Origin of the sequence: Acinetobacter sp. XS-4, assembly GCF_023920705.1 — a bacterium.
Lineage (GTDB): Bacteria > Pseudomonadota > Gammaproteobacteria > Pseudomonadales > Moraxellaceae > Acinetobacter.
The window spans coordinates 1275782-1292710 of the sequence record NZ_CP094657.1 but is presented as its reverse complement, the minus strand read 5'-3'; the positions used below and the strand labels follow the sequence as shown (position 1 = coordinate 1292710).

At 38.2% G+C, this 16929-nt stretch carries 20 protein-coding genes; 7 read left to right on the top strand and 13 right to left on the bottom strand.

All coding sequences use genetic code 11. The annotated features are described in order from the left end of the window. Nucleotides 1-10 precede the first annotated feature (10 nt). From MMY79_RS06020 to MMY79_RS05975, 10 genes are all read right to left on the bottom strand, one after another. Nucleotides 11-658, bottom strand: coding sequence for a hypothetical protein (locus tag MMY79_RS06020; RefSeq protein WP_252612523.1), 648 nt, complete (start codon nt 656-658; stop codon nt 11-13). Nucleotides 659-758: 100 nt separating this feature from the next. Then, the gene (locus MMY79_RS06015) at nt 759-2648 is read right to left on the bottom strand and encodes a M48 family metalloprotease (protein ID WP_252612522.1); all 1890 of its coding nucleotides are present in this window, start codon (nt 2646-2648) and stop codon (nt 759-761) included. Nucleotides 2649-2726: 78 nt separating this feature from the next. Beyond that, nucleotides 2727-4268 (bottom strand): amidophosphoribosyltransferase, encoded by a 1542-nt coding sequence (gene purF, locus MMY79_RS06010; RefSeq protein WP_252612521.1) that lies wholly within the window; start codon nt 4266-4268, stop codon nt 2727-2729. Between the two features lie 25 nt (nt 4269-4293). Further along, entirely contained in the window at nt 4294-4881 is a 588-nt protein-coding gene (locus MMY79_RS06005) for a CvpA family protein (RefSeq protein ID WP_198079786.1), read from the bottom strand. A gap of 6 nt (nt 4882-4887) precedes the next feature. Next, complete coding sequence (locus MMY79_RS06000; RefSeq protein WP_252612520.1) at nt 4888-5892, bottom strand: quinone-dependent dihydroorotate dehydrogenase; 1005 nt, start codon at nt 5890-5892, stop codon at nt 4888-4890. An 89-nt stretch (nt 5893-5981) separates the two neighbouring features. Next, nucleotides 5982-6461 (bottom strand): type II secretion system protein GspM, encoded by a 480-nt coding sequence (gene gspM / locus MMY79_RS05995; protein WP_252612519.1) that lies wholly within the window; start codon nt 6459-6461, stop codon nt 5982-5984. Next, a complete protein-coding gene (gspL, locus tag MMY79_RS05990) occupies nt 6461-7600 on the bottom strand; it encodes a type II secretion system protein GspL (protein WP_252612518.1) in 1140 nt (379 codons plus the stop codon). The genes gspM and gspL overlap by 1 nt, the downstream gene beginning before the upstream one ends. Nucleotides 7601-7623: 23 nt before the next feature. Next, entirely contained in the window at nt 7624-8079 is a 456-nt protein-coding gene (locus MMY79_RS05985) for a phosphoglycerate mutase family protein (RefSeq protein ID WP_252612517.1), read from the bottom strand. Between the two features lie 56 nt (nt 8080-8135). Then, nucleotides 8136-9209: an NAD(P)H-dependent glycerol-3-phosphate dehydrogenase gene (locus MMY79_RS05980; RefSeq protein ID WP_252612516.1), complete on the bottom strand. Its 1074-nt coding sequence runs from the start codon at nt 9207-9209 to the stop codon at nt 8136-8138. Nucleotides 9210-9243: 34 nt separating this feature from the next. After that, nucleotides 9244-9819, bottom strand: coding sequence for a nitroreductase (locus MMY79_RS05975; RefSeq protein ID WP_252612515.1), 576 nt, complete (start codon nt 9817-9819; stop codon nt 9244-9246). A gap of 209 nt (nt 9820-10028) precedes the next feature. Here MMY79_RS05975 and MMY79_RS05970 point away from each other — a divergent pair, with 209 nt between their 5' ends. After that, complete coding sequence (locus tag MMY79_RS05970) at nt 10029-10409, top strand: hypothetical protein (protein ID WP_252612514.1); 381 nt, start codon at nt 10029-10031, stop codon at nt 10407-10409. Nucleotides 10410-10447: 38 nt separating this feature from the next. Here MMY79_RS05970 and rhlB read toward each other — a convergent pair whose 3' ends face one another. Beyond that, nucleotides 10448-11599: an ATP-dependent RNA helicase RhlB gene (rhlB, locus tag MMY79_RS05965; protein WP_252612513.1), complete on the bottom strand. Its 1152-nt coding sequence runs from the start codon at nt 11597-11599 to the stop codon at nt 10448-10450. A gap of 102 nt (nt 11600-11701) precedes the next feature. Next, nucleotides 11702-11914 (bottom strand): cold-shock protein, encoded by a 213-nt coding sequence (locus MMY79_RS05960; RefSeq protein WP_000126912.1) that lies wholly within the window; start codon nt 11912-11914, stop codon nt 11702-11704. A gap of 375 nt (nt 11915-12289) precedes the next feature. Here MMY79_RS05960 and MMY79_RS05955 point away from each other — a divergent pair, with 375 nt between their 5' ends. From MMY79_RS05955 to MMY79_RS05935, 5 genes are all read left to right on the top strand, one after another. Beyond that, complete coding sequence (locus MMY79_RS05955; RefSeq protein ID WP_252612512.1) at nt 12290-12535, top strand: sulfurtransferase TusA family protein; 246 nt, start codon at nt 12290-12292, stop codon at nt 12533-12535. Between the two features lie 134 nt (nt 12536-12669). Next, complete coding sequence (rpoH, locus tag MMY79_RS05950) at nt 12670-13536, top strand: RNA polymerase sigma factor RpoH (protein ID WP_004791254.1); 867 nt, start codon at nt 12670-12672, stop codon at nt 13534-13536. Nucleotides 13537-13647: 111 nt separating this feature from the next. Beyond that, nucleotides 13648-14013, top strand: coding sequence for a DUF423 domain-containing protein (locus tag MMY79_RS05945; protein WP_004643452.1), 366 nt, complete (start codon nt 13648-13650; stop codon nt 14011-14013). A gap of 13 nt (nt 14014-14026) precedes the next feature. Further along, complete coding sequence (gene thiS, locus MMY79_RS05940) at nt 14027-14224, top strand: sulfur carrier protein ThiS (protein WP_004791249.1); 198 nt, start codon at nt 14027-14029, stop codon at nt 14222-14224. 13 nt (nt 14225-14237) lie between these two features. Continuing rightward, nucleotides 14238-15023: a thiazole synthase gene (locus MMY79_RS05935; RefSeq protein ID WP_001154366.1), complete on the top strand. Its 786-nt coding sequence runs from the start codon at nt 14238-14240 to the stop codon at nt 15021-15023. Between the two features lie 217 nt (nt 15024-15240). Here the strand turns inward: MMY79_RS05935 and yaaA are convergent, their stop codons facing one another. Continuing rightward, on the bottom strand, nt 15241-16020 hold the full coding sequence (gene yaaA / locus MMY79_RS05930) for a peroxide stress protein YaaA (RefSeq protein ID WP_252612511.1): 780 nt from the start codon (nt 16018-16020) through the stop codon (nt 15241-15243). A 125-nt stretch (nt 16021-16145) separates the two neighbouring features. On the opposite strand from yaaA, the gene MMY79_RS05925 reads away from it, so the two are divergent. Continuing rightward, nucleotides 16146-16778 (top strand): hydrolase, encoded by a 633-nt coding sequence (locus MMY79_RS05925; RefSeq protein WP_049837088.1) that lies wholly within the window; start codon nt 16146-16148, stop codon nt 16776-16778. Nucleotides 16779-16929 lie beyond the last annotated feature (151 nt).

Sequence of the window (16929 nt, the reverse complement as noted above, 5' to 3'; positions counted from 1 at the left end):
TAAATCCCTACTACTCGTTGTTATCTTGCATTAATTTCCATAACCTTTTTTTAAGGAGTGGTTTCTCCAGCATCTCTTTTAAGCTTGCTAAATGAATAATATTGGTGTGTTGAATGTAAGAACAGTCACCCAAACACAATATTTTCTTCTCAGCTGCAACAGCATCTAAGAAGCCTTGTATATATGAACCAGCACCCCGCTGATCTTGATAAGTAGCTAAAGGGAAAGGCCATTTTAATTCAGCATATTGCCCTATTTTTGCTTTTTGTATGTTAATCCAAAGGTGTTTTTCTTCTTCACCTAAATGGGTAACATCTAAAAAAATAACACATTTTTCAAGAGAAAAAGCCTGTAACTCAAATGATGTAATCTTAATAATAGGTGCTTGCAATTCATTACGAGGTTCTATAACAGGTTGAACCGGCATTGAAACTGGTGCCACAATTTCAGGTTCAACTTTTGGAATATCGTTAATTTGTGGCTTTGTGGGCTGTTCAAAAACTATTGGTTCTACAGAAGGCAATATCATCGGTTCAGTTTCTTCAACCACATGATCTCGCCAAAGGCTTTGAGCATTATTTTTTTGGCATGTCTGTGTCTTAGGAATCCACAAATCAATTCCTAAAGTTGCCAGTATATTTCTTTGCTGCCCAATCATGTGTGAATCAATACCTCTACTCAAACTACATTCTAACGGGCTTCAGTTTTTTTTTCAGTGTTTTATTTCGTTCAGTTGTTTTTATAATCGTAGATGTCTTTTAAATAATCATAACACTATTTCTTTTTTGCATTTGCTCAACAATTTCTTCTGTCTCAAAGCCAAAACGCCAATAAAGCAATTCAAGTACATCTAGCTCATCTTGCGTGATAATACGATCACTCCATAAGCACATTTCTGCAATCGCCAAAATACCAAGACGGTCACGCAACAATAAACCCGCAATATCATTTAAAATTTCGGCCAAATCTAAAGGCTCATCCGAAATCTCATCATAGACATACATTTCATCTGGATTGAGTAGCGAACGTAAAATACGTTCACGTACTTCTAACTGATTTGGGCTATTAATTTGTTGAACATGAAGCAAAGCATCAATCAAACGAACAATTTGAGGTTTGACTTCTTCAAGTGCTGTTGGCAAATGTAATGGCATCAAATTCAATTCATATTTAACTCGCTCCAACAAAAGTGCATCTAGCAAACCAATTTCGCCATCTTCTTGAATAATGAGCGCTAGCTTTGTTAGAAATTGCCGCGCAATACTTGCTGGCATATGCCCAATGTTTTTACAAGCATCATGAAATATCTGAATATGAATACGTCCATCAAGATTTAACAAGGCATCAATAATCGCATGACTCACTGGCGCATCTTTAGGGATAAATTCTCGATATTGACGAATCATCAAAATAGCGACCATTACCTCACGAGAACCCGTAGCAGTTTGTAGCGCACGCTGAATGAGCTCAGGGCGCTTTTTATTTCGACGCACATCACTGCTAAGAGGCTTAATAGCATCATTTAATGCAAAACTAATCGGTGACAACCGTAGTAAAGGCAAAGGTTGTGGAGATGACCACGGAACATAAATTTCTTTCTCAGATTCCTCTAAAAAATGAAATAAGCTAAATAACGGACGATTACGGAGTTTTTTTAAATTTTCTAATTGTAAATCTTGGAGCAAAGTTGGATTTAACTCATAAATCCGTGCACGAATGCTCGGGTGAATATTCATCCAGCTTTGAGGGCTAAGAGAGTTTGCAAAACACATATGCGCGATTGACTCAGAATAAGCACTATGAATTTGTGAACCAGAATGGTGAACATAAATACGCAATAAAGTCTGAGTATTGGCGCTATTTTTTAATAATCGTACCGTTTTTTGGTCATTACGAAATGTACGACCACTTAAGGTTAAATATTTAATAAATCGGGTAATTAATACACCTAAGCTTCCAGCCAGCCAAATGACACCACCCACCGCAACAAAAACGGTTTCAAATTTATGTTTATAACCTGGGCTATAGCGCTTAAAGCCTTGTTTGGCTAATTTACTGCCCCACTGACTAAACGTTGTTAATCCACTATATAAAATCTTTAATTTAGTATTCTCAACAGCTTCACCTGATAAAATCTGGTTAAACTCATGGCCCAATAAACCATATAGCTCAAGTTTATCTAGGTTTTGCAGAGCACCCCACGTCAAAATAATCACAATATCTTTAGGGTGAAAACCTGCTGTAAGTGCATTTACACCAACTTCATCAGGTAAAACATATAAGGTTGGAACTTTAAGTGAAAAATTTTGCGCCAAATATTCAGTAATTTTTAATGCTTCAAGTTCTTCTGGCGTACTTTCTTCTTTTACTAGACAACGTGCTTTAAGTTGCTTTGCTAAAGAATGTCCACCTTTACGCAAGATATAAAGTTCAGTAACTACCGACCAAACCATAATAAAAAGCAATAGCGCGACGAAATAAGGACTTAAGGTGTGCCACCAGATAGGCTGACTATAATCAAAAAAATGGACGAGTAAACCTAAAATTAAATTTAAGATAAAAATGGTAAGCAGCACAGCAACCAAACACATAGTGATGGACCATGCCATATTCTTATTTTCGATTAGATAGTGGCTTACTTCTTTCAATGTAAATATTCCCAATTACATTGTTAGTTTTCATCATAAAAGAAAAAAGCGGGAAACACCCGCTTTTTTCAGCTATTTCTATTCTTCTTTAATGCCTGTTAAATCGACAGAAGCTGCGTCAACATTAACATCAATGTAACCATCTTTTTTCTTTTTCGCAGAATCATTACGCTTCTGCTCCAAATTATTTAGATAAGCACCATCAATATCACCTGTGACATAGATTCCATCAAATACAGAGCAATCAAACTCAGTTAGATCAGGCACTTTGCTAGTACGTACAGCATTTTTCAAGTCTTCCAGTTCTTGGAAAACCAAACGATCAGCACCAATAATTTCTTGGATCTCTTCTACACTGCGCTCTGATGCAATTAGCTCAGTTTTAGCAGGCATATCGATACCGTAAACGTTTGGATACATAACCTGAGGTGCAGCTGATGCAAAGTATACTTTTTTCGCACCAGAATCACGTGCCATCTGAATGATTTCATTACAGGTTGTACCACGAACAATCGAGTCATCAACCAGTAGTACATTCTTACCCTTAAACTCAAGTTCTACAGGGTTTAATTTCTGGCGTACTGATTTTTTTCGTTGTTGCTGGCCTGGCATAATGAAGGTACGACCGATGTAACGGTTTTTCATAAAACCTTCACGGAACTTCACACCTAGAATATTTGCAAGCTCTAATGCTGAAGTACGGCTCGTATCTGGAATTGGAATAACCACATCAATATCATGGTCCTCACCCCAGTCACGTAAAATTTTATGAGCAAGCTTTTCACCCATTTTTAAACGTGCTTTATAAACTGAAATTCCATCAATAATGGCATCAGGACGCGCAAAGTAAACATATTCAAAAATACATGGACGGTATTTTGGATTAGCTGCACATTGTCTTGAGTACAATTCACCATCAGCAGTAATAAAAATTGCTTCACCTGGTTCAATGTCACGCTCAATTTTAAAACCAAGAGCTGTAATAGCAACTGATTCAGAAGCGATGATGTATTCCATCTCGCCTTGTTCAGTCATACGTGAACCATAGATGAGTGGACGAATACCATTTGGATCGCGGAAACCAACTAGACCATGGCCAGTAATCATCGCCACTACGCCATATGCGCCAAGACAGCGCTCGTGTACACGAGAAACTGTGTGGAAAATATCATCTGGTGTAGGATTTAAAGTACCATTCTTCTGCAACTCATGCGCAAATACGTTCAAAAGAACTTCTGAGTCAGAGTCCGTATTCATATGACGTAAATCTGTTTTAAACAGGTCATCATGAATATCTTCAGCATTGGTTAAATTACCATTATGCGCAAGCGTAATACCGTAAGGTGAGTTCACATAAAATGGTTGTGCTTCAGCACTGCTAGCAGAACCAGCAGTTGGGTAACGTACATGGCCAATACCATAATTACCAAGTAATGCTCTCATATGACGAGTATGAAAAACATCACGCACCATACCGTTATCCTTACGAAGGAAAAGACGGCCTTCATGGCAGGTTACTATTCCAGCTGCATCTTGCCCACGATGTTGCAACATCGTTAAAGCATCAAACAACATTTGGTTCACTGGCGATTTACCGGCTATACCAACAACTCCACACATAGCAACCTCGCAGACAAGCTAGGAATTAATAAAAAGGATTCTTTGTCGAATGGTCGGATCGGTTTTCTAAATCTTCCGATTCGTCCATTGTTTTTGAAGGAGTGCTTGATGCACTACCTCCAGATGTTATTTGATGAAATGCCTCACTCGCTGCATCTTTAGACAACTCGGTCGCTAAAGGCGCATAAGGCAGTAAAAATTGTATAAGTATGGACTGTTTCCAGTTTGGTGAACTTTCAACCCAAGGCCCTACGCCCTGCATTGTAATCAACACAACTAACAAGCCTTTTAAGGAACCAAAAGCACCACCTGCTAAACGATTTAATGGCCCCAATTTTAGACTTTTCAAGAGGCCATTTAAAAAAGCAGTGACGATCCATGTTAAAACAATGATCATAAGTGCTATAAATGCGAAAGCTGCAATTTTTTGAACAACCGGATCATGACTTAAACCCGACATGGACGGCGCAAGGAGGACAGCATATTTTGCACCCATAATTAATGCAATGATCCATCCTACCAAGTTCGCAAAGGCTTTGATAAATCCTTGTCGCAAACCGTTTAGCCCCCCAATGAGCAAAAGTATCAGAATAATGATATCAATTGTGTTCATATTCACTTAAGTCATAGCTGCAACACATTGCTTTACTAATATAGGACCTGTGTAAATCAATCCGCTATAGATCTGTACTAATGTTGCTCCAGCTTGCTGTTTGACTGCTGCTTGGTCACCCGACAAAATTCCACCCACACCAATTAACGGGATTTGTCCTTTTAACGTTTGGGCAAATAAACGTAAGCATTCGGTACTTTTTTCGAAAACAGGCGCACCTGATAAGCCGCCCGCCTCATTACCATAAGGAAGATTTTCTACACCTTCTCTAGATAAAGTCGTATTGGTAACGATTAAACCATCAATTTTAAATTGCAGTAATTGCGCTGCAATAAACTCAACATCTTCCGCTGTTAAATCAGGTGCAACTTTTAAAACTAAAGGAACATAATGGTTATATTGCTCGGCAAGCTCAAGTTGTCTTTCTTTTAATGTTTGCAATAATTCAGTTAATGCATCACCACTTTGTAAACTTCTTAAGTTCTTGGTATTTGGAGATGAAATATTAACGGTAATATAAGAAGCGTAGTTATAAACTTTCTCAAGGCAAATCAGGTAATCATCAACAGCCTTTTCTACAGGCGTATCTGCATTCTTACCAATATTAATACCTAGAATTCCTTTAAATTTTGAAGCTTTGACATTCTCAACGAGCTTATCAACACCATCATTATTAAAACCCATTCGGTTAATAATGGCTTTCGCTTCAGGAATACGAAACAAGCGTGGCTGTGGATTACCAGACTGCGGACGAGGTGTAATTGTTCCAATTTCAATAAAACCGAAACCCAGTCCAGCTAAAGAATCAATATGTGCACCATTTTTATCAAGCCCAGCCGCTAAACCTACCGGATTTGGAAATTCAATTCCCATACAGGTTGTTGGTTTTGATTCTACGCTCTGGCGTAGCAGGCCGAACTTATGTGCTTTATCAAGCATAGATAATGTTAATTCATGGGCACGCTCTGGTGCTAAACTAAACAACATCGGGCGAGCAAGTGAATATAACATACCAATCACAATCTACTGATTTTAGGTAGGCATATTATAGGCACAGGTAGCACAAAACACCATGCTTAAGAACAGCATATTTTAATGTGTTATTGAACTGTCGCTGTTAATTTAATCTGTCCGCCACTTGAAACCATTTCCATTTTTTGAATACTTAAGCCCATTTGAGCAAGTTGGGTTAAAAAGTTTGCTAAAATTGCATAATTCTGATGAGTAACAATAATTTGTAACTGCTCACCATTTTGTTGAGAAGTGACCGTTAAGCCTTGTTGCTGAGCTACTCGTTGTATTTTTTCCGATTGACCCAATTCAAGTTCATTGGCTGGCTTCATGGTAACGGCATTACTCTGCATCCATACCATCAAATCTTTTAAATCATTTAAGCGTTGTTGTTGTTGCTCTGCCAAAGAATGCATTTTCCAAAGTGAAGCCCCTACAATAGCCACGACTACAAAGATTGTAGTAAAGACCACCATAATACGTTCACGGATAGTTAAACGATCTAAATATTGAACGATTTGTTCGACCCACTGATCAAAGCGGTTTTGCAATTGAGTTATCATTTTCATTATTGTATTTTCACCACCCCAATTGCCCCACCACCATCAGCTTGAACATTACCGAGCTCTGCTTTAAAACCTTGCTGGTTAAGTTGCTGAGTTAAAGCTTGCAAATCGTCTGCCGATTTTGCTTTTAATGCCATAGTTAGTATTGAAGCATCATAATTTAACTGCTGAGCTAAAATTTGTCTTTGCATCAAAATAGGCCCAACACGACTCAATAAAGAAAGTGCTTGTGTATCACCTTGCTTGCTCATGCGTAAATGACTTTCAAATTGGCTTTTTATGTTTTGTTCATTTACACGACTAGAGGAACCAAACCAATATTTATATTGCTCAATCGTCTGCTCAGCAGTTTGATTCGCCACACTTTTTAACTTTACCCAGCGCAATAAATCATAGCTAAACTGAACCACTATAATTGCCAAAATTACAGCGGCACACGCTTTCCAATAACCTGAAACAGTTTGCTCTTGCCCTTTAGCTTTAGGCAGAACATTAAAAGGATGCTGTTTAGGTTTATCTAAACCTTGAAATTGATAAATAAATTCTGAACGTTGCTCGACACTTGAAGCTGCCATCAAGCTTTCTAGTTGCTCTGTTGTCAAACCACTATATTGATAGTGCGTTTCAATTGGCTGGAACTCTAAAAACAACCCTAGATCATCTAGTGAATTACCCACCCATTTACTTTCACGCACAAGTAATTTTTGGTCAATATTACATAAGACCACTTGCTGCTCTTGAGGTTCCGGTAAAATTAGAAAGTCTGGCAATAAAGCAACGAGTTTAATAGGTAGCAAAGCCATTGCATGCTGCCACGTTTCTACTGTTGTTTTTGCAACCCCCAATACAGTTAATTGATCAGCATGAAAATGATGAACCACTTTCATATGATCAATCGGCAAAGTCACAAACTCTTCAAGCAAATATTTAACACCATCTGCCCCTAGTTGCTTGTAATGAGACTTTGCCATGTGCTGTTGGAATACCTGAGCATGGCGACTAGGGAAAAAGATGACAGCTTCTTTTCCTTGATGTAATTGCAGGTCTTGTATTAATTGATCAAGACTTGCTGCCTGCGACCAATTTTCTCCGTTAGACCAATGCCATATTCCATTGGTTTCAGGCATCCATAAATACAGCATAATGGGCTAAATGACCTTTTTAATTATATTGTGGGTACAAAACTATTTTTTTGTGTTGATAAACCAGTAGCAATCACAGCCTGATCATAAATTCGAGCTTCGGCAAGTGCAAATGGATTAAAGTTTTCATGAGTCAGTAGTTCGGCCATATGCCCTACTACATTCATATGACACACGACTACAATTGACTCGTACGGAACCTGAGACAACCACTCAACTGCTTCTTTTGCATTATCATCTGGTTTAATTTTATCGCATAGCAGCACAGGAACATCTTTAAAGTAAGTTTGAATATGCGCCAATGTCTCTTGAGCACGCAATAATGGACTCACTACAAAAATATCAGGCTTAACAATATCTTTTAAAAATGTTGCTGTCTGCTCAGCTTGAGCATGCCCACGAGCGGTAAGTGGACGTTTAGTGTCATTACCATTTACTGGAGGAGCGGCTTCCCCATGACGAACCAATGTCAGTTGCATAAATATTCCTTATTAATAATTCTTGCATTATAACCGTAATTTATGACATTTCTTCTTCAGACTTCATGATGAGGTAAAACAAACTCAACATCACTACGGTGCCCATTTTTCATGAGAGATAAGGCAATATTTAAAGGAGGCGCCCCTTCAAAGATAACCTCATATAAAGCATTGGTAATAGGCATATATACGTCTAGCTCTTCTGCTTTACCACGCACCTGAACAATCGTGTTAATTCCTTCAGCGGTTTGCCCCAACTCTTTACTCGCCTGATCAAGTGTTTTGCCTGAACCCAAAGCATAACCTATTTGATAATTACGGCTTAATGGACTATTACAGGTTGCAAATAAATCACCAACGCCAGATAAACCTAAGAACGTTAATGGATTTGCCCCTTGTTTGACTGCAAAACGACTCATTTCTGCCAAAGCACGCGTTAAAATCATACTCTTGGTGTTTTCGCCAATTTTGTAGGCAGCGCCAATTCCCATTGCAACGGCATAAATATTTTTAAGCGCCCCGCCCAGTTCAACGCCATGCACATCATCACTACCAAAAACTCGGAATAAAGCACTATGAAGAGCATGCTGTACAGCATAACGAACGAGTTCAGAATCACTGGCAATAACAGTACCAGATGGCATGCCCGCCATAATCTCCTTAGCGAGATTTGGACCAGACAACACCCCATAAGGAACTTCTGGTAATTCTTCACGAATAATATCGCTCATAAAACTAAAAGTTTTAGCCTCGACACCCTTCGTTAAAGAAACAACCGCCTGTGCAGTAATAAAAGGGGCTATTTGCTTTAATACATCACGAAATGAATGGCTAGGAATGGCCACCAAAATAATATCTCGATCACACACTGCTTGTTCTAGGTCACACACAGCACGTAATGATGACTCCAAAACAAAGTCTGGCAAATAGCGTTTATTAATATGGGTTTTATTGATTTCTTCTGCTGTATCAGCATCCCGAATCCAGATCATGGTGTCACAACCATTACGTGCAGCTAAGTTCGCCATAGCCGTACCGAAGCTGCCTCCACCTAAAACAGTAATACGTAATGCCGTTTTTTTATCGACCGCAACAGGTTCCACTAAATCTGTAAACTTAAATTCAGTCATGCTTTATTATCCTATTTCTTACTTCTACAGACTTCTATGCCTGCCAAACTTTTACGAATTCTTTACTTTCAATATCTGCCCGTGGTGCAATCGCTTTAGCTGCCGTGCCCACATAAATAATACCTGAAATTAAATCATGTGGTTGCAATCCTAAATGCTGTTTTAACCAGTTTGATTCGACAACAGCACCACTACGCCACATCGTAGAAAAACCTTGAACTTGTAAAGACAATAAGAGATTTTGTACGGCAGCCCCAGTACTTAAAATCTGTTCAAAATGTGGAACCTTAGGATGATCTTGCAATTGCGTAAGCGCTAAAATAAGTAAGGGCGCGCGAAAAGGATGTTGCTTAACTCGCTCAAGTTGCGCTGAGTCAGTTTCACCTAAGTCAGCCAATGCTTTCGCTAAAACCTCACCAAAAGCACCACGTTGTTCAGCTTCGATAACGACAAAACGTGTTGGTTTAAGTCTATGATGGTCAGGAGCAGTTAACGCAGCTTGAAAAGCCAACTCTAATTGATCTGCATTCGGTGCAGGCTCAATCAATTGCCCAATAGATTGACGTTGGTGAATATTCTGATGAATTATTTGTGTTGCTGAATCCGTCATTAATATTGATCTAACTCAAAAAATTCAAAATAGATTAGCATAATCTACAGATAATCCACCATTGTATCTAGAACATAAAAATAACGAATTCATACTTTGACATTTTTCTAAGACAAAACATCAAAACTTATACAACGTCTTCAAAATCAATTAGAAAACTTGTGTTCAAATAGTGAGATCTTTTGACGATTAACGATATTAGGTGAAACATGAAAAAAATAATTTTAGCGAGTGCGTTGAGTAGTGTTGTTTTATTACTAGGTGCTTGTGCCACTACCCCTAAAAACACATTGGCTGTTCAAAAAGAAAATAATCAATTTGAAGTTACAGGCATAGGTAAAACAAATCTAATTGCAAAAAATAATGCGATTACTGCCGCTCAAAAAACTTGTTCAAAAAGTACTACCCCCGTTGTTGTAGATGAAAAAACAACTTACAACGGTGTATTAAAAGATGTAGTAAGTGAGAAAACAGGTCAAATAGTTGAAGCAGCAGCTGGTGTAATTGGCACCTTAACTGGTAAAAATGCATCTCTAGCAAAAGACGATGATTATCAAACAACACTTACTTTCTATTGTAAAATTAATTAATCAAAAAAAATCCCAATCAAATGATTGGGATTTTTTTATTAGCAATAACCCTCTAGCCGGGTTAATGGCAATTTCTTACCAATTGCTTTTTCAATTTCTGGCAAGTAAAAAGCATCATCTTCAGATAAGAAACTAATACTTACACCTTGTGACCCAGCACGACCTGTACGACCAATGCGGTGCACATAATCATCTGATTGCTCAGGTAAAGTATAGTTGATTACATGAGATACGCCATCAACATGAATACCACGGCCTGCAACATCAGTTGCAATCATGACGTTATTTTTACCCTGCTTAAACTGCTCTAACATTTTTAAACGCTTATCTTGAGCAATTTCACCAGAAAGCATCCCGACCCGATACCCATCTCTCTTTAAATGATCATAAAGACGGCGTACTTGATCACGTCGATTAGCGAAAATCATGACTTTATCGATCGGTTCTTCACGCAGAATATCTTGTAGCAAACGATATTTATCTTGTTTAGCCACTACATAAACGCGTTGTTCAACATCGTTATTGGTTTTTTGCTCAGGCTCAATTTCAACAGTGATTGGCTCAAACAACCATTGTCTCGCCAAATTAAGCACGTCATAACTAAAAGTAGCCGAGAACATAAGGGTTTGACGTTCTTCTTTACGCGGAGAAAAACGCACAATACGTTTTACAGAAGGAATAAAACCCATGTCCAATAAGCGGTCAGCTTCATCAATGACAAGGAATTCAATTTGATCAAGCCAAACTTCTTTTTGTTCTACAAAATCAATTAGACGCCCAGGAGTGGCAACCATGATATCGACAAAATTAGCGTCTAGCTGTTTCTTTTGCTTATCAAAATCTACACCACCTAACAGTGTCACGATGTGTAAATCTGAAAATTTTGTGAGTAATTTCGCATCGCTTTCAATTTGCAATGCCAACTCACGAGTAGGCGCCAAAATCAAGGCACGTGGCTCACCACGAAAACGCTGCCCTTGAATCGGGTTATGTAATAAGTCATTAATGACACTAATAAGGAATGCTGCAGTTTTACCTGTTCCCGTTTGTGCTCTACCAATAGCATCATGCCCGCCCAACGTATATTTTAAAACCTTTTGCTGAATCGGGGTCATTTGCTTAAACCCTAAAGCATCAATCGCCTTTTTAAGTTGCGGATGTAAATTCAAGGTTTCAAAACCAGATGTCATAAATACGTGCTCTAACAAACAATCTCTCTAATGAGAAGATCACTATAAACAAAAACGCCCCAATTCAAAAATTGGAGCGTCCATTATTCATCAAAAGATGAATTAGTCTAAAGGCTGAACGTTTTCAGCTTGAAAACCTTTTTGACCTTGTACTACACTAAATTCTACGCGTTGGCCGTCACGTAAAGAACGGTGGCCGTCACCAACGATTGCACGGAAATGAACGAATACGTCGTCACCGCCGTTACGTTGAATAAAACCAAAACCTTTAGTGTCGTTAAACCACTTTACTACGCCTTGTTCGCGAGCTGTCATAAGTCAATCCTCAGATGTTGAAAAAAGGACCTTCCGGTGTTGCAAACAGCAGAGCAAACAAGTGTTTAAAATATTTATAATCTTAAAGCTTGTAATCATTCTGTAAAACTATCAACAATTTCCGGTTACATCCATTTGTTATAAGATTTTTAAACCAATTTAAGTGTGCGGTAAATCTTAAAACGGTTCGAGCTTACCATGGGTTTATGACAATTAATAGAATTTTTTTCAATTATTCCCCCTATTTTTAGTCCTTTTTTTAAACAGCTTATTACAATATTTTTTATAGGTAATTGCTTGTTTCTTCTTTTATAAAATGTGCAGCGTTTATAAAAAAATTTGTTAGAATAATCTTTTTAGTTGTTTTGATAATGAATGACCAACACTTCTTCTACTCTAGCAGTTATTGAAATTAATGCTTTGGGCCAACCATGTCCAATGCCGTTATTAATGCTAAAACGCGAACTTAAAAAAGTATCGGGTAAACAGCTATTCTTATTAAAATCTTCTGACCCTCATAGTGAAATAGATGTAACTCGTTACTGTGGTTTACATCATTTTATGTGTCAGACGACACAGATATCTGAAAGAGAATTTCACTATTTAATTGAAACTCAATGATTCTTTGATAAACTAAAAAGATTAGAAATTGCATAAAATTTTACATTTCTCTACCCAATTTTCCTTAATTATGAAGCTGATTCAAATTAAGATGAATCTATTGGTTATCCCATCCGATCCTACAAGGAGAAATCATGAGTGACAGCAGCAATCAATTGATGCCCCTGTCATTGTCTGCGCCCGGTGTAAACCTTGGTGCATATATCAGTACTGTCAATCAGATTCCTATTTTAACGGCCGAGCAAGAAAAAGAACTTGCTGAACGTTATTATTATGACCAAGATCTAGATGCCGCAAAAATGCTGGTAATGTCGCATTTACGTTTCGTCGTTCACATTGCGCGCAGCTATGCAGGTTATGGCCTACCACAAGGCGACCTTATTCAAGAAGGTAATTTAGGCTTAATGAAAGCCGTGAAGCGTTTCGACCCAAACATGGGTGTGCGTCTTGTATCTTTTGCCGTCCACTGGATTAAGGCAGAAATTCACGAATACGTTATTCGTAACTGGCGTATTGTCAAAATTGCAACGACCAAAGCACAGCGTAAATTATTTTTCAATTTACGTAGTTTAAAAAAATCGAGTAAAAAATTAACGCTCGAAGAAGCTCAATCGATTGCGAATGACTTAAATGTTACTGCAGAACAAGTTCTGGAGATGGAAGGTCGTTTAACCGCTTATGATGCTGCTTTCGAAGCTCAAGGCGATGACGACGATGACACCCCACATACTGCGCCTGCGTTATATCTTGAAGATAACCGCTATGATCCAGCTCGTTTAGTTGAAAATGAAGACTGGGAAGAGCAAAGTACATCTGCTTTACATGATGCAATGGATCAGTTAGATGACCGTTCGCGTAACATTTTACAACGTCGCTGGTTAGATGATGATAAATCTACTCTCCACGAATTAGCGGCCGAATATAATGTATCAGCAGAGCGTATTCGCCAGCTTGAAAAGAATGCAATGGAAAAAATTAAAATTGCTATGTCTGCAAGCTAAAATAAGTTTAAAAAATAAAAGGGCGATTAGCCCTTTTGTTTTATCTGGCTATGTTTAGCCAACCCAATCTATGATAACGTTGCCCTTCATTATTCATTTGCGTTTTTTGTTATGTGGATTGCCATTTCAGCCCTTAATCTTGCCTTTGCAGTCATGTTGGGTGCTTTTGGAGCACATGGTCTTAAAGCTCATGCGAGTCCGGAGCAACTTGTTTGGTGGCATACTGCAACCGACTATTTTTTTTACCATGCTTTAGGTCTCTTAGCACTTGGTATTTTAAGTAAAGTTATCCTTACGTTCCCCATTAAATTACCATTCATATTGATTCAGATCGGTATTTTATTCTTCTGTGGTTCACTCTATATCATGGCACTTGGATTACCGCGAATTTTAGGGGCAATTACCCCAATTGGTGGAGCATTTATGATAGCTGGATGGCTCGTTTTGGCTTGGAATGCCCTCAAATACGCAAAATAATTGGAATGTGATCATGCAAATTTATTTAAATGGCGAATTAACGGACACGCCTTGTCAAAACCTGTTACAACTCATTCAGGAAATGGCACTTGAAGGAAAACGATTTGCTGTCGAGCACAATCAGCAAATCGTTTCTAAAAGCAAATTAGAGCAAATCACTATTGCTCAACATGACCGTATCGAAATTATTCACGCTGTTGGCGGCGGCTAAGTCGGAGTTATCCATGCAAGACACCCCTCTCATTATTGGTTCACGTTCTTTTCAATCTCGTTTATTGGTAGGAACTGGCAAATATAAAGACTTAAATGAAACAGATTTAGCCATTCAAGCGAGTGGTGCAGAAATCGTAACTGTCGCAATCCGCCGTGTGAATATTGGACAAAATCCAGATCAACCGAATTTACTCTCTGTCATTCCGCCAGAAAAATATACAATTTTGCCAAATACCGCAGGTTGTTTTGATGCTGATAGCGCAGTGCGCACTTGCATGTTAGCACGTGAACTTCTAGACGGTCATAACTTGGTAAAACTTGAAGTTTTGGGTGACGAAAAAACGTTATATCCAAATGTAACTGAGACTTTAAAAGCCGCACGCACTTTGATTGATGACGGTTTTGAGATTATGGTCTACACATCTGATGACCCGATCATTGCTCAAGAACTTGAAAGTATGGGCTGTGTTGCGATCATGCCTTTAGGTAGTCTTATTGGTTCTGGTTTGGGTATTTTAAACCCTCACACTATTTCAATTATTAAAGAAAATGCAAAAGTGCCAGTTTTGGTCGATGCAGGTGTTGGTACAGCAAGTGATGCAGCTATTGCCATGGAACTTGGTTGTGACGGCGTGCTGATGAATACAGCAATTGCAGCTGCTCAAAACCCTATTTTGATGGCTTCTGCAATGAAAAAAGCTGTTGAAGCTGGTCGTGAAGCATTTTTAGCGGGTCGCATGCCACGCAAACGTATGGCAAATGCAAGCTCACCAGAAACAGGCTACTTCTTTAAGTAATCATTAATTTTGCCTAAATTTTAAAGCACGATAACAAAAGCTATCGTGCCGAGTGGCATGGATGCCACTGTTGAACAGGGGCCACATGGATGTGCCCTCTGTTCAACAAAGGTTTTTGTTACTTTTGAAAGGTCAAAAGTAAGGCATAGCCAATATAGAGTTTAATAAATTAAACATGAGACCAAAAGCCGCATGGCACGTGAAATTATTAATTTAATTAAGCCACTTGTTCATCGCGCTTAAACACCAACTCTTTTGCTGATGAATTCTCAGCATCAAAGTAGTATCCATCAGTATTAAACGCTTTGATGTCTTCAGCTTTATTTAATTGGTTTTCAATCATAAAACGAGCCATTAAACCGCGTGCTTTTTTCGCATAGAAACTAATGACTTTATATTTACCATTTTTCTGATCTAGAAAAACAGGCTTAATAATTTCAGCCTTAATTTTCTTCTCATTGACCGACTTGTAATACTCATCTGAAGCTAGGTTTACAAGTAATTCAGATTTAATGGCTGCCAAGTCTTCATTAATCTGGTTTGTGATAATTTCACCCCAGAATTCATACAAATTATGACCACGCATATTTTTTAGTTTAGTACCCATCTCAAGACGATAAGGCATCATTAAATCTAAAGGACGCAATAAACCATATAGACCAGAGAGCATACGCAAATGCTGCTGTGCAAAAGCAATATCTTTGTCTTTTAAGTGGTACGCATCTAAACCCGTATATACGTCACCTTTAAACGCATAAATTGCCTGACGAGCATTTGAAAAATCAAACTCGGGCTTCCAATCTCTAAATCGGTCTGCATTCAGTGTGGCAATTTTTTCACTGACACTCATTAAGCTCGCAATTTCAGAAGCAGAAAGTTTACGGCTAACATCAATTAATTGTTCTGAATGTTCTAACAAGCGAGGCTGAGTAAACTCATCTGTAGGTAACGCTGTTTCATAATCCAAAGTTTTTGCAGGAGAAATTAAAGCAAGCATAGACAACCTGAAAAAATTATTCTTAATACCAACTATAACAGTAGATATTTTTTAATGCTAACTCGTGTTTTCAATGACGACTATCGGTAAAATAGCATCACGTATTGTTATTTAGCGGTTCTTATATGTCTGAGCAAACTTTCATCCAGGGTCCAGTAGGTAAAATTGAACTTTTCGTTGACCGCCCTGAAGGTGAAATCAAAGGCTTTGCGGTTGTTTGTCATCCGCATCCATTGCAAGGAGGAACCCCCCAACATAAAGTCCCGGCCCTTTTAACCCAAATCTTTAATGAATATGGTTGCATTGTTTATCGCCCTAGCTTCCGTGGCTTAGGTGGTAGTGAAGGTATTCATGATGAAGGCCATGGTGAAACTGAAGATATTTTAGCTGTAATTGAACATGTTCGTAAGCTTCACGAAGGTCTACCGTTCTATGCAGGTGGCTTTAGTTTCGGCTCACATGTTTTAGCAAAATGCTTTGCACAGCTTAATCCTGAATTACGACCTATACAATTAATTTTATGTGGTTTACCAACGGCTACTGTAGTGGGCTTACGCCACTATAAAACTCCTGAAATTCAAGGTGATATTCTACTCATTCATGGTGAGCAAGATGACATTACCTTACTTTCAGATGCAATTGCATGGGCAAAACCGCAGAAACATCCAATTACGATTTTACCGGGTGCTAATCACTTCTTTACAGGTTATTTAAAACAGCTTCGTCAAATCATCACACGCTTTATTATCATGAAATAAAGTGTATTTGGTGGACATAGATTCGGTCTATGTCCATCATTTTATGAGCTGTATAACTTCTAAAAATTATTCCAATTCAATCCAAAACGAATCTATTTTTACTTGGTTATTATCATTCGTTCGCCATAATTACTATAAAATTTTAATAAGT